At 65.9% G+C, this 11882-nt stretch carries 11 protein-coding genes; 6 read left to right on the top strand and 5 right to left on the bottom strand.

Features of this window, described 5'->3' with window-relative positions:
* Nucleotides 1–18 precede the first annotated feature (18 nt).
* On the bottom strand, nt 19–246 hold the full coding sequence (locus WJ12_RS18015) for a hypothetical protein (RefSeq protein WP_059557400.1): 228 nt from the start codon (nt 244–246) through the stop codon (nt 19–21).
* Nucleotides 247–420: 174 nt separating this feature from the next.
* Between WJ12_RS18015 and WJ12_RS18020 the strand changes: the two genes are divergently transcribed.
* Entirely contained in the window at nt 421–1638 is a 1218-nt protein-coding gene (locus WJ12_RS18020; protein WP_082744676.1) for an acyl-CoA dehydrogenase family protein, read from the top strand.
* Nucleotides 1635–2741 carry a sigma-54 interaction domain-containing protein gene (locus WJ12_RS18025; RefSeq protein WP_059557401.1) on the top strand — a complete coding sequence of 369 codons (1107 nt, stop codon included), beginning with the start codon at nt 1635–1637 and terminating at the stop codon, nt 2739–2741. The genes WJ12_RS18020 and WJ12_RS18025 overlap by 4 nt, the downstream gene beginning before the upstream one ends.
* A 218-nt stretch (nt 2742–2959) precedes the next feature.
* Here the strand turns inward: WJ12_RS18025 and WJ12_RS18030 are convergent, their stop codons facing one another.
* Nucleotides 2960–4237 (bottom strand): acyl-CoA dehydrogenase family protein, encoded by a 1278-nt coding sequence (locus WJ12_RS18030; RefSeq protein ID WP_049034843.1) that lies wholly within the window; start codon nt 4235–4237, stop codon nt 2960–2962.
* A gap of 664 nt (nt 4238–4901) precedes the next feature.
* Between WJ12_RS18030 and rbsK the strand changes: the two genes are divergently transcribed.
* From rbsK to WJ12_RS18045, 3 genes are read left to right on the top strand one after another with little or no spacing between them, the layout of a single operon-like run.
* Complete coding sequence (gene rbsK / locus WJ12_RS18035) at nt 4902–5828, top strand: ribokinase (RefSeq protein WP_059557403.1); 927 nt, start codon at nt 4902–4904, stop codon at nt 5826–5828.
* Nucleotides 5829–5868: 40 nt separating this feature from the next.
* On the top strand, nt 5869–7242 hold the full coding sequence (gene fucP / locus WJ12_RS18040; RefSeq protein ID WP_034191098.1) for an L-fucose:H+ symporter permease: 1374 nt from the start codon (nt 5869–5871) through the stop codon (nt 7240–7242).
* A gap of 2 nt (nt 7243–7244) precedes the next feature.
* On the top strand, nt 7245–8297 hold the full coding sequence (locus WJ12_RS18045; protein ID WP_059557405.1) for an aldose 1-epimerase family protein: 1053 nt from the start codon (nt 7245–7247) through the stop codon (nt 8295–8297).
* Nucleotides 8298–8331: 34 nt separating this feature from the next.
* On the opposite strand, the gene deoR is transcribed toward WJ12_RS18045, so the two are convergent.
* Nucleotides 8332–9102: a DNA-binding transcriptional repressor DeoR gene (deoR, locus tag WJ12_RS18050; RefSeq protein WP_034191096.1), complete on the bottom strand. Its 771-nt coding sequence runs from the start codon at nt 9100–9102 to the stop codon at nt 8332–8334.
* Nucleotides 9103–9239: 137 nt separating this feature from the next.
* On the opposite strand from deoR, the gene deoC reads away from it, so the two are divergent.
* Complete coding sequence (deoC, locus tag WJ12_RS18055) at nt 9240–9920, top strand: deoxyribose-phosphate aldolase (RefSeq protein WP_034191095.1); 681 nt, start codon at nt 9240–9242, stop codon at nt 9918–9920.
* Nucleotides 9921–9985: 65 nt separating this feature from the next.
* Here deoC and WJ12_RS18060 read toward each other — a convergent pair whose 3' ends face one another.
* On the bottom strand, nt 9986–10963 hold the full coding sequence (locus WJ12_RS18060) for an ATP-binding protein (protein WP_059557407.1): 978 nt from the start codon (nt 10961–10963) through the stop codon (nt 9986–9988).
* Nucleotides 10960–11868: a DMT family transporter gene (locus WJ12_RS18065; protein WP_059557408.1), complete on the bottom strand. Its 909-nt coding sequence runs from the start codon at nt 11866–11868 to the stop codon at nt 10960–10962. The genes WJ12_RS18060 and WJ12_RS18065 overlap by 4 nt, the downstream gene beginning before the upstream one ends.
* Nucleotides 11869–11882: the final 14 nt, after the last annotated feature.

Raw genomic sequence — 11882 nt, forward strand, 5'->3', positions numbered from 1 at the left:
CATTGTTCGAGCAGACGCTCACGCATGTTCCATGCCATGGGCGAATGGACTCAAAAGCATCAGAACCAGCAGGCGCCGCTCGTGCCCCGTAACGGGCTTGCACACGACCGACGACGGTTGCAATCCAAGCAGTGCCAAGCTGATGACGATCGATGCGCGTATGGCCGGCACCGCGCCGTCACCCGTCGGGAGAAACTCATTCGTGGCGTTGCCCGCTCTGACGAGCCGATCGCCGCGCGTGCTCATCAGTCAGCATTCCGTCAGCAGGATGCTGACCACCAAGCAACCGCGCCCCTTCCCGCTGCCTGAAAATCAAGCTTCTGATTTGGATATGAAAATTCGTTGCTTTCCAGGAAGCATCGACGCAAAGAGAATCCCTCACACCGGAACACTACGCCGCACTTCACTCCTACCTTTCACATGGCAACACTCTCGACCTATCCGGATACGATCGGGCTTCGCGGCACGCCCTCCGATACCTCGGCAGTACGCGTCATCGCCGAAGAACTGGCTGCCCGATTCGGGCAGACCGCCGCCGAGCGAGATCGTGCGGGCGGCACGCCAAAGGCCGAGCGCGATGCGCTACGCGCCAGCGGCCTGTTGCGACTCAGTATTCCAGCCGCCTATGGCGGACTCGGTGCGAACTGGCTGACCACGCTGGACGTCGTGCGTACGCTCGCGCGTGCCGACGGCTCGCTTGCCCACCTGTTTGGTTTTCATCATCTGCTGCTTGCCACCGTCCGTCTGTTCGGCGCCGCCGAGCAATGGGAGCCATGGTTCCAGCAGACGGCCGCCCACGACTGGTTCTGGGGCAACGCGCTCAATCCGCTCGACGAGCGCACGATCAGTTCTCCGGGCAACGGCTGGCTCGAGTTCAGTGGTCAGAAAAGCTTCTGCTCCGGCGCACTCGATTCCGAAATGCTGATCGCTTCCGCTCGGGACGTCGACACCAACGCGCTGCTCATCGCGGCTGTCCCGACGCACCGCAGCGGCATTTCCATCTCCGAGGACTGGAACAATATCGGTCAGCGCCAAACCGACAGCGGCACCGTGACCTTCGAACGGGTGCGCGTCGAGCATCACGAAATCCTCTCTGATCCCGGACCGCTCTCCACACCGTTCGCCTGCCTTCGCCCGTTGATCGCGCAGCTCGTCCTCACGAACGTCTACCTGGGCATCAGCGAGGGCGCTTTCAACGACGCACGACACTACACCTTGCACGAGGCCCGACCCTGGCCCTCGTCCCGTGCGGAAAGAACCGACGACGACCCCTATATCCTCGGCCAGTATGGAGAGTTCTGGGCTGGCCTCGAGGCCGTCCGCGTTCTGGCCGACCGCGCCGCCGCCCGACTCGACGATGCATGGGCACTCGGCGCGGCACTCAGCGACGATGAGCGCGGAGAAGTCGCGATTGCGGTCGCGAGCGCAAAAGTCTCGGCGATACGGACCGGGCTGGACGTTTGTACCCGCATGTTCGACGTCGCGGGCGCACGCGCCACCCACGGCGCACTGGGTCTGGACAGACACTGGCGCAACCTGCGCACCCACTCGCTGCACGATCCGTTGGCCTACAAACTGCGGGAACTCGGCGAGTGGGCACTCAAACGAACCTACCCCCAACCGACCTTCTACTCATGAACCGCCCGCTCCCTCCCGCCCAACCGGGCGACCCGGATGACACTGCCGACCCGGACGTGCTGACCTTGCCGGACCGGCACGCGCTCACCACCTCGATCCGTGCACGCGCGCAGGTCTTCGTCGATCCACGCTCACTCGCGTTGCTCAACCAGATACGCATGATCGCGCCCAGCGACGCAAGCGTGCTCATCATCGGTGAAACCGGAACCGGGAAAGAACTGATTGCCCGCCACGTACACAATCTGAGCCATCGCAAGAATCAGCCGTTCGTCGCGGTCAACTGCGGCGCGTTTTCGGAAACGCTGGTGGAGAGCGAACTGTTCGGCCACGAGAAGGGGGCGTTCACGGGCGCGTTCAGCGCCAAGCCCGGATGGTTCGAGGCGGCCAACGGCGGCACGTTGTTCCTCGACGAGATCGGCGATCTCCCGCTGTCGATGCAGGTCAAGCTCCTGCGCGTGCTGCAGGAGCGCGAAATCGTCCGGCTCGGGGCGCGTCACAGTATTCCGATCAATGTGCGCGTGGTCGCGGCCACCAACGTGCATCTCGACGATGCCGTCGCGGCAGGTCACTTCCGCGGCGATCTGTTCTACAGGCTCAACGTCGTCCAGCTCGCGATCCCCGCACTACGCGAACGCCCGGGCGACGTCCTTCCGCTCGCGCGATACTTCATCGAAGACTATCGCGGTCGTCTTGGCTACGGCCCCGCGGATATCGACAGACGAGCCGAACAGAAGCTGCTTGCGCATCACTGGCCCGGCAATATCCGCGAACTGGAGAACGTGATCCACCACGCACTGCTGGTCAGCCGCCATGATCTGCTCCAGGATTCCGATCTCCAGATCCGGTATGGCGACACGACGTTCGCCCGACGTCACGAGTCGACGCCACACCTCGATCCTCAGGAAACGTTCGAGCAGGCGCTACGCTGCCTGTTCGACGCGGAACACGACAATCTGTTCGAGCATATCGAGGATACCGTGATGCGCGTGGCCTTCGAATTCAGCCACCGCAATCAGATCCAGGCAGCGAAGCTGCTCGGCATCAGCCGCAACGTATTGCGTGCACGCCTGATCCGGGCAAAGGAAATCAACGCCTTGAAGTAGCACGCGCCGAAGCGATGCCGTGCATGACATGCATTGCGTCGCCGGCTCATGCGCGAAAGCATCGGAATACATGAATCGCTCGCAGTCGTCGCTCACGCATACCGAAAAGCAGCGATGCCGAACATGTACACGTTACGCAGCAATCCTTTTCAATTCGGCAAGTCCTGCTTGAAGAAGTAAAGGGAGCGGGATACACCTAGTCCGCTCCTCGCACGCGTTCAGGCGGCAACCGTGGAAGTGCCTTGCGCACCCGGCCCGCTGCCGATGGCCCAGACATACGGCGGCTCGGTACCGTTGATTTCCCGATCGCCGACGATGCGGGCCTTGAACACCAGCGGATTGTGCGAGGCCGCCGTGCGCGCGTTGCGCCAGTGGCGATCGAGGCCCTTCGCGGCACTCGAGCCCGATGCGCCAAGCGCGTTGAACAGATCGGTCGTCGCGCGCAGCACGAGGTCCGACACCACGATCTGAGCACGCGCCGAATCCAGTTCCGCGTCGACATTCGCACGGTGCTCGGCTTGCTCGTCGCCGCCAAAACGTGCCTCGTACGCACGCTGCGACGCCTCGCTCGCGCGCACCGCCGTGGCCTCGGCCGCGAATACGCGCGCAGCCACCTCTCCCACCACCTGCTGGATCTGCGGATCCTGCGCGAACGACGGGGCGTTGCCGTGGCTGAAGATGCGCTTGCGCGAACTCACCTCGCGCGCGATGTCACGCAGCGCGGCGCGCCCGGTGCCCGCGAGCACCGCGAGCAGCACGAGCTGGTAGAACGCCGTCTGATACTTGAAGCGCGTCGCGAAGTCGAACACGTTCTGCGCATCGACTCGCGCCGCGTCGAAGCGGGTCGTGCCGCTACCGGTCGTGCGCTGACCGAAGCCGTCCCAGTCGTCGCTGCGTTGCACGCCGGGTTGGTTCGTCCGGACGGCCGCGATCACGTCTCGGCCGTCTTCATCGCGCGCGAATACGTCGATCCAGTCCGCGAAGATGCTTCCGGTCGAATAGTATTTCTCTCCGTCGAGGATCCAGCCATCCCCGTCGCGCCGCACACGGGTAATCACATCGCCTATCGCGACGCTGCCAACCTCGGTCCACGCGTTGCCGACGAGTTCTCCGGCGACAAAGCGCCGGAACCATTCGTCACGCGCCACATCCGGCGCGGAATTCAGCCGATCCTCGACGAAAGCGAAGTGGCCTCGCAACGCCTGCGGCAGGTTCGAATCGGCGGCGGCCAGTTCGATGAGAAGCTGTATCAATTGCGGCAACGACGCGCCCGCGCCGCCATGCTCGACCGGTACGCGAACCGCGCCGAACCCACTCTCCCTGAGCCATTCGATCGGGTCATACGGCAACGTGCGGGAACGTTCACGTTCGAGCGCCCCGTCTGCGATACGCGCGAAAACCGGGCGGAAGCGCTCCGCCAGGCGCTCGTAATCCGTGCCCCGCGACAGCTGGGCATCGGAATGATGGACGGATTTCAGATGATTTGAAGCGGTCATGTCGGCTCCGGCAGATTGGAAATGGCGTCGAAAGCATCACCCGATGCAGAAACCGTGCCATACCGCACAAGCACCGCCCGGCATTGAAATCCCCTCACCGCAATTTCAATGCTGCTGATTCCGCAGCAAACATGCTGACATGCTGCTGGCGGACAGCGGACATCGGGTGTGTCGCTTCATGATCTCCGTCGCCGCGCCTCCATATCGCCGGAACGGAACGCCGTCAGGACGCCGGATCCGCCGGCACCGCGTGCGCATCGCGCGGCAAATTGACGGGTATGAGGCATCAACGGATGCGGCTTCGATGTCGCGTGCGGCGCCGTGACGCGCACGTCGGTCCCCGGCACGCCGTAATGGGCGTGCGGCGTCGACTCGTCGAGGCCTTCCGGCGAAGCGCGAAATAGCGCGAAACCAGGGTCCGGGTATCGCCCAGGCCCGTCGTGATGATCGGTACCCGCAGACGGTGGATGACGTCCAGCGTCCTGTTCGCGTCTTTTGCATGTCGACAACCTCGGTACGCGCGAGCCCCCGCGGAACGCCCGATCCAAGTGACCCTATTTACATCATAAGATTGCATTTTCACATTTAATGTGATTTTATTATCACACACTACAGTCGCCGCCCCATGCTCGCGGCGCACCTCATATCAAAGGAAGAGACGCAGATGGAGACAATCGCCGTCATCGGCAGCAACATGGTCGACCTCGTGACCTACGTCACACGCATGCCCGGCCGGGGCGAAACGCTCGAGGCGCCGAACTTCGAGCTCGGCTGCGGCGGCAAGGGCGCGAACCAGGCCGTCGCGGCCGCGCGCCTCGGCGCGCGTGTCGTGATGGTCACGAAGGTCGGCGACGACGTGTTCGCCGACAACACGATCCGCAACTTCGAGCGCGAGGGAATCGACACCACGCACGTGCGCAAGGTCGCCGGCGTGCCGAGCGGCGTCGCGCCGATCTTCGTCGAACCCGATTCGAGCAACAGCATCCTGATCGTCAAGGGCGCGAACCGCCACCTGCGGCCGGCCGACATCGACGCGGCCGCGCCGGCGCTCGCCGAATGCGCGCTGATCGTGCTGCAGCTCGAGATCGAGCTCGACACCGTCTATCACGCGATCGAATTCGGCGCACGGCACGGCATCCCCGTGCTGCTGAATCCCGCGCCGGCGGTGGCCGACCTCGATTTCGAACGGATCCGCTCCGTCGAATTCTTCGTGCCGAACGAAACCGAGCTCGCGATCGTGTCGGGCATGCCGGTCGATTCGCGCGAAAGCGCCACTCGCGCCGCCGAAGCGCTGGTCGCACGCGGGCTGAAGCACGTGCTCGTCACGCTCGGCGACCAAGGCTCGCTGCTCGTCTCGCGCGACGGCGCCCGGCACGTGCCGGGCGTCCCGGTCGACGCACGCGACACGACGGGCGCGGGCGATGCGTATATCGGCTGCTTCGCGCGCTGCTACGCCAGGTCGCGCGATGCCGTCGACGCGATGCGCTACGCATCCGCGTACGCCGCGCATTCGGTCACGGGCCTCGGCACGCAGAAGTCGTACGCCGACGCCGCGACGTTCGAACGCTTCCTCCACGACGCCGGCCTCTGAACGGCGCCTTCATCGACGAGACATTGGGAAGGAGACACCCATGAGCCGAGCCAGGATCGAACACACACCCGACGGCTACTACCTGAACCGCACGCCGCTCTTCGCGTTCACGCTGCTGTGCTGCCTGTTCGCGCTGTGGGGCACCGCCGCGAACCTGAACGACGTGCTGATCGCGCAGTTCAAGAAATCGTTCTTCCTGTCCGATTTCGAATCGGCATTCGTGCAGTCCGCGTTCTATCTCGGCTACTTCTTCCTCGCGATTCCGGCCGCGACCGTCGTGAAGAAGTTCAGCTACAAGACGACGATCCTCGTCGGCCTGCTGCTCTACACGACCGGCTGCCTGCTGTTCTTCCCGGCCGCGTCGATGGCGAAATACGGGATGTTCCTCGTCGCGCTGTTCGTGATCGCCGCGGGCCTGTCGTTCCTCGAGACGGCGTCGAACTCGTATTCGACGCTGATGGGCCCGCGCGACACCAGCACGCGGCGGCTGAACATCTCGCAGACGTTTTATCCGTTCGGCGCGATGGCCGGCGTCTACATGGGCAGCTTCCTGATCTTCAAGGAAGGCGACGCGTCGCATGCGCAGCTCGCGGCGATGTCGGCCGCCGACGCACACGTACACCAGCTCGCGATGATCCAGGCGACACTCGAGCCGTACAAGTGGCTGATCGTCGTGCTCGTCGCGGTATTCATCGTATTCGCGCTCACGCCCTACCCGGCCTGCAAGGGCAACGGTCCCGGCGCGGTCACGCACCGGATCGACGCGCGCGGCACGCTCGCACGCCTGTTCGGCAACCGGCGCTTCGTCGCGGGCGTGGTCGCGCAATTCCTCTATGTCGGCGCGCAGGTCGGCGTGTGGAGCTTCACGATCCGGCTCGCGATGCAGATCGGCGGCCTCACCGAGCGCGGCGCGTCGCGCTACCTGCTCGCGACGTTCTTCGCGTTCTTCGTCGGCAAGCTGGTCGCGACACTCGTGATGAAGCGCGTCGGCCCGGCCAAGGTGCTGATCGTCTACGGCATCCTGTGCATCGCGCTGCTCGCGTATACGATCAGCGTGCACAACATCACGGCCGTCTATGCGGCCGTGTGCGTGAGCGTGTTCCTCGGCCCGTGCTGGCCGACGATCTACGGCCTGACGATCGACGGCCTCGGCAAGGACACCGAATACGGCGGCTCGATCCTCGTGATGAGCATCGTCGGCGGCGCGGTCGTGCCGCTGATCCAGGGGCTGATCTCCGATCACACCGGCGGCAACATGCAGCTCGCGTTCGTCGTGCCGCTCGCATGCTTCGTCGTGATCGTCTACTACGGCTTCCACTGCCTGCGTCACCTGCCGGCCGCGACGCCCGACGCAGCCGCCGACGGCCGTGCGCCCGCGCGCTACGCCGCATCGCGCAACACGTCGGGAGCGTGACCATGCGCGGCGAAATCGAACTGCGGCGCGACGACTTCCGCGAAACGCCACGCACGCTGTACCGCACCGACGGCCTCACCGTCACCGCGTTCGCGTATCCGTCGGGCGTCGAGGCGCTGAAGCTCGAAAACCGCCGCGGCCATCTCGTCGTGCTGCCGTATCTCGGCCAGATGATCTGGGCCGCCGAATTCGACGGCCGCGACCTGACGATGAAACACATGTTCCGGCAGCCGAAGCGCGCAGCATCGATCATCGATACCTACGGCTGCTTCATGTTCCACAGTGGGCTGCTGCGCAACGGCTGCCCGGGGCCGGACGACACACATGCGCTGCACGGCGAGATGCCGTGCGCGCCGATGGACCGTGCGAGCCTCGTCGTCGGCACGGATGCGCGCGGCGCGAGCGTCGAAGTGACCGGCGAATACGAGTACGTGCAGGGCTTCGGCAGCCACTATGTCGCGCGTCCGTCGGTACGGCTCGCGGAGCACGAGGCGCGGATGACGATCGCGATGGGCGTGACGAATCTCGGCGGCACGCCGATGGACCTGATGTACATGGCCCACCTGAACTACGCGTACGTGCCGGGCGGCCGCTTCGTGCAATCGCTGTCGCGCGGCGGGTTGCGGCTGCGCGACAGCGTGCCGGCACACGTGAAGCCGACCGCCGCGTGGCGCGACTACACGGCCACGCTCGCGCGCGAACCCGAGCGGCTGACGACGCTCGATACGCCGGCGCTGTACGACCCCGAGATCGTGTTCTTCATGAACGGTGCGGAAACGGACGCCGATGGCATCGCGCATTTCCGGCTCGCGCATCCGGATGGCGGCGCATTCCACACCGCGTACCGCCCCGGGCAATTCCCGCATGCGACGCGCTGGATCCTGCACAACGCGGACCAGCAGGTCGTCGCGTTTGCGCTGCCGTCGACCTGCGAGCCGGAGGGATATGAAGCGGAGCGCCGCAAGGGCCATGTCGCGGCGCTCGCGCCGGGCGCGACGCGCCGCTTCGACGTGCTCACCGGCTACCTGAGCGCGGCGGAAGCACGTGATGCCTGATGCGATGCAACGCGCGACGCATGGCCGCGGGTCATCAGGTCACGAGCGCGATGCCGTGTTCGCGGATCGCCGTTTCGTAGCGGTGGCTCAGTTGCCCGTCGGAGATCACGTAGTTGAAATCGGTCAGCTCGGCGAAATAGGCCGCGCGCACTTCGTCGAACTTCGTGTGGTCGACGAGCAGGAAGCGGTTCTGTGCGCGCGCCATCACCTTCTTCTTCGCGTCGACCTCGTGGAAGTTGAAGCACGTGACGCCGCAGCGCTCGCTGACGCCGGCCGCCGAGATGAATGCCTTCGACACGCGCACCGAGTCGAGGATGCCTGTTTCGGCGACCGATTCGAACACCATGTTCTGGCGGTGATACGCGCCGCCGCACAGGATCACGTTGCAATGCGGCTTCTGCTGCAGCTTCGCGAATACGTTCAGCGAGTTGCAGACCGCCGTGAACTCGAGGTCGTCCGGGATGAAATCGACGATGAACGGCGTGGTCGAGCCACAATCGACGAAGATCGTGTCGCCGGTCGTCACGAACTGAGCGGCCAGCTTGCCGATGCGGCGCTTTTCCTCGGTCTGCCGGTTGTTCTCGGCACTGATCAGGTACTCGCCGATGTCGCTGCGCTGCGCGGCGAAATGGCGCGTCACATAGCCGCCGATCAGGCTGAGGCCGTGCGGGTTGTCCGCGAGATCGCGGCGGATCGTCATCTCGGAGACGCCGAACAGCTCGGCGACTTCCTTCAGATGAATCGCGTTCTGCCCTTGCAGCACGTTCATCAAGGTCTTGATCCGTTCGCCCTTCTTCGTTTCCATGCCAGTATCCTGCCTACCCGTCGCGTGTCGTGCCGGGCGCCCAGGCCCGGCCGGAATGTCGTATTTGTAACAAACCGATGTGAAAACATCAACTTTCCGTGTGCCCTTCCGGCACACGAACCGTGGAGTCCTGACACATGCCGCTTTCCAACGCCCAACTCGCCCACACCATCGATCACACGCTGCTCGCGCCCGACGCGCGCGACGCGCAGATCCGCGAACTCTGCCGCCAGGCGGCCGAGCATCGCTTTTACTCGGTCTGCGTGAATTCGGCGAACGTGCCGCTCGCCGCACGCGAGCTGGCCGATACCGGCGTACTCGTTTGCGCGGTGGTCGGCTTCCCGCTCGGTGCGGGGCTGTCGGCCGCGAAGGCATTCGAAGCCACCGCCGCGATCGACGCGGGCGCCGGCGAGATCGACATGGTGATCAACATCGGCGCGCTGAAGAGCGGCCGCGCCGACGACGTGAAGGCCGACATCGCGGCCGTCCACCGCGCATGCGGCGCGGTGCCGCTCAAGGTGATCCTGGAAACCGGGCTGCTGACGGACGACGAGAAGGTGCGCGTGTGCGAGATGTGCCGCGATCTCGGCGTCGCGTTCGTGAAGACGTCGACCGGATTCGGCCACGGCGGCGCGACGCTCGCGGATGTCGCGCTGATGCGCCGCACGGTCGGCCCGGCACTCGGCGTGAAGGCCTCGGGCGGCGTGCGCGATCGCGCGGCCGCACTCGCGATGCTCGAGGCCGGCGCGACGCGGCTCGGCACGAGCTCGGGCGTCGCGATCGTCACCGATCAGGCAGGCGGCGGGTCGGGGTACTGACGACGCCAACGGCGCACGGCCGCATCGGGCCGACGGGCGTCGTCACGCGCGACGTTGCGCCCCGTTCAACCCGTCCGCCGAATCGGCCCGCCCTCTTCGGCGCCGCGTTCGTCCGCAAGCCGCCCCGCGTAATCGCGTGCGAACTGCACGGCGATGCGGCCCGAGCGCGCACCGCGTTCCAGCGCCCACTGCAGCGCGGGCTCGCGCGCCGCGCGGATTGCTTCGTCGTCGAAGCCGGCCGCGCCGAGGCGGCTCTCGACGACGGCCAGGTATTCGTCCTGCGTAAAGCCATAAAACGTGACCCAGATCCCGAAGCGCTCCGACAGCGAAATCCGCTCCTCGACCGCGTCGCCCGGATGCAGTTCGCCGTTCTCCGCGCGCGTCACGTTCGCGTTGTCGCTCGCCTGCTCGGGCATCAGGTGGCGGCGATTGGAGGTCGCATACACCAGCACGTTCGACAGGTCGCTCGCGACCGAGCCGTCGAGCACCGTCTTCAGCCCCTTGTAGCCGGTCTCGCCGGCCTCGAACGACAGGTCGTCGCAAAACACGATGTAGCGCTCGGGCCGCGCGCGTACGAGCTCGACGATCGCAGGCAGGTCGCTCAACCCTTCCTTGCTGACCTCGATCAGCCGCAACCCGTGCACCGCGAACGCGTGCAGGCACGCCTTCACGATCGACGACTTGCCGGTGCCGCGCGCGCCGGTCAGCAGCACGTGATTGGCCGCGAACCCGCGCACGAATTGCCGCGTGTTCCGTTCGACGATCGCCGCCTGCCGGCCGATGTTGCGCAGCGCGTCGAACCCGACGAGCGCGGGCGTGGCGATCGGCTCGAGCGGCGCCGTTCGAGGGCCGCCGCCGAAGCCGCGCCAGCGAAACGCGACGGCCGCCTCGAAATCGACGTCGGCCGGCCGCCCGGTGTGCGCCATTGCTTCGAGCGCGGTCGCGATGCGTTCGAGCTGGCGCGCAAGCGACGGGTCGGCAACCGGCGCAGGTCCGTCCGGCAGCGCGGCAATCAGGTCCCGCATGTCGAATCCGGCGCTCATTGGCGGACCTCTTGCGACGCCCTGGCATGGAACGGAAACCGCTGCGCGATCGCCACGCCGACGAGCGCGACACCGCCGCCGACCAGGTGATACAGCCGCAGCGATTCGCCGAGCAACACGATCGCGCCGGCGGCCGTCATCACCGGCAGCAGGTTCATGAACATCGCGCAGCGGCTCGGGCCGAGCAGCCGCACGCCCTGCATCCACAGATACGGCAGCACCACCGACGCCAGCACGCCGGCGTACAGGATCAGCGGCACGCTCGCGCGCGTCGGCCAGGCGGCCTGCGCGGGCAACCGCAGCAGCATCGGCAGCATGAACACGAGCGCGGCCAGCGCCTGCACGTAGGTCGACTGCCATGCCGGCAGCGCGCCGATGCGCCAGCGCTTGAGCAACACGCCGTACAGCGCGTACGCGGCCGACGCGGCCAGCATCAGCAGGTCGCCCATGTGCACGCCGCGGGCGGCGATCGCCGTCGGGTGCCCTTCGGCGATCAGGTAGACGACACCCGCGAGCGACAGCCCCCCGCCGCCGATCATGCCCGCGCCCGGCGGATCGCCGAGCAGCAGCGAGCTGAGCACCATCGTCATCAGCGGCACGAGCGCGGTGATGATCGCCATGTTGGTCGCGCTGGTCGTCTTCGCGGCCTCGTAAGACAGGCTCTGGAACAGCGCCATCGCGAGAAAGCCGAGCGCCGCGAGCTTCGGCAGGTGCGCGACGAGTACCGCGCGATTGCGCCATGCGGGGGCGAGCGTGAAGACGCTCATCAGCACGACCGCCAACAGCAGCCGGTAGAACGTGATGGCCGACGGGTCGATCGTCGACGCCGACAGCTTCGACACCACGACGTTGCCGGCCCACAGCGCGATCGCGCAGAAGGGAAACAGAAAAGGTGACTTGTTCATCGCGTTCGACGGAT

The organism is Burkholderia seminalis (assembly GCF_001718535.1).
GTDB classification, from domain to species: domain Bacteria; phylum Pseudomonadota; class Gammaproteobacteria; order Burkholderiales; family Burkholderiaceae; genus Burkholderia; species Burkholderia seminalis.

What these genes read in the sequence shown, in the direction of transcription:
- WJ12_RS18015 (WP_059557400.1), bottom strand. Translation starts at nt 246, where the DNA reads ATGAGCACGCGCGGCGATCGGCTCGTCAGAGCGGGCAACGCCACGAAT.
- rbsK (WP_059557403.1), top strand. Translation starts at nt 4,902, where the DNA reads ATGGAGACAATCGCCGTCATCGGCAGCAACATGGTCGACCTCGTGACC.
- WJ12_RS18020 (WP_082744676.1), top strand. Translation starts at nt 421, where the DNA reads ATGGCAACACTCTCGACCTATCCGGATACGATCGGGCTTCGCGGCACG.
- deoC (WP_034191095.1), top strand. Translation starts at nt 9,240, where the DNA reads ATGCCGCTTTCCAACGCCCAACTCGCCCACACCATCGATCACACGCTG.
- WJ12_RS18060 (WP_059557407.1), bottom strand. Translation starts at nt 10,963, where the DNA reads ATGAGCGCCGGATTCGACATGCGGGACCTGATTGCCGCGCTGCCGGAC.
- WJ12_RS18045 (WP_059557405.1), top strand. Translation starts at nt 7,245, where the DNA reads ATGCGCGGCGAAATCGAACTGCGGCGCGACGACTTCCGCGAAACGCCA.
- WJ12_RS18065 (WP_059557408.1), bottom strand. Translation starts at nt 11,868, where the DNA reads ATGAACAAGTCACCTTTTCTGTTTCCCTTCTGCGCGATCGCGCTGTGG.
- WJ12_RS18025 (WP_059557401.1), top strand. Translation starts at nt 1,635, where the DNA reads ATGAACCGCCCGCTCCCTCCCGCCCAACCGGGCGACCCGGATGACACT.
- deoR (WP_034191096.1), bottom strand. Translation starts at nt 9,102, where the DNA reads ATGGAAACGAAGAAGGGCGAACGGATCAAGACCTTGATGAACGTGCTG.
- WJ12_RS18030 (WP_049034843.1), bottom strand. Translation starts at nt 4,237, where the DNA reads ATGACCGCTTCAAATCATCTGAAATCCGTCCATCATTCCGATGCCCAG.
- fucP (WP_034191098.1), top strand. Translation starts at nt 5,869, where the DNA reads ATGAGCCGAGCCAGGATCGAACACACACCCGACGGCTACTACCTGAAC.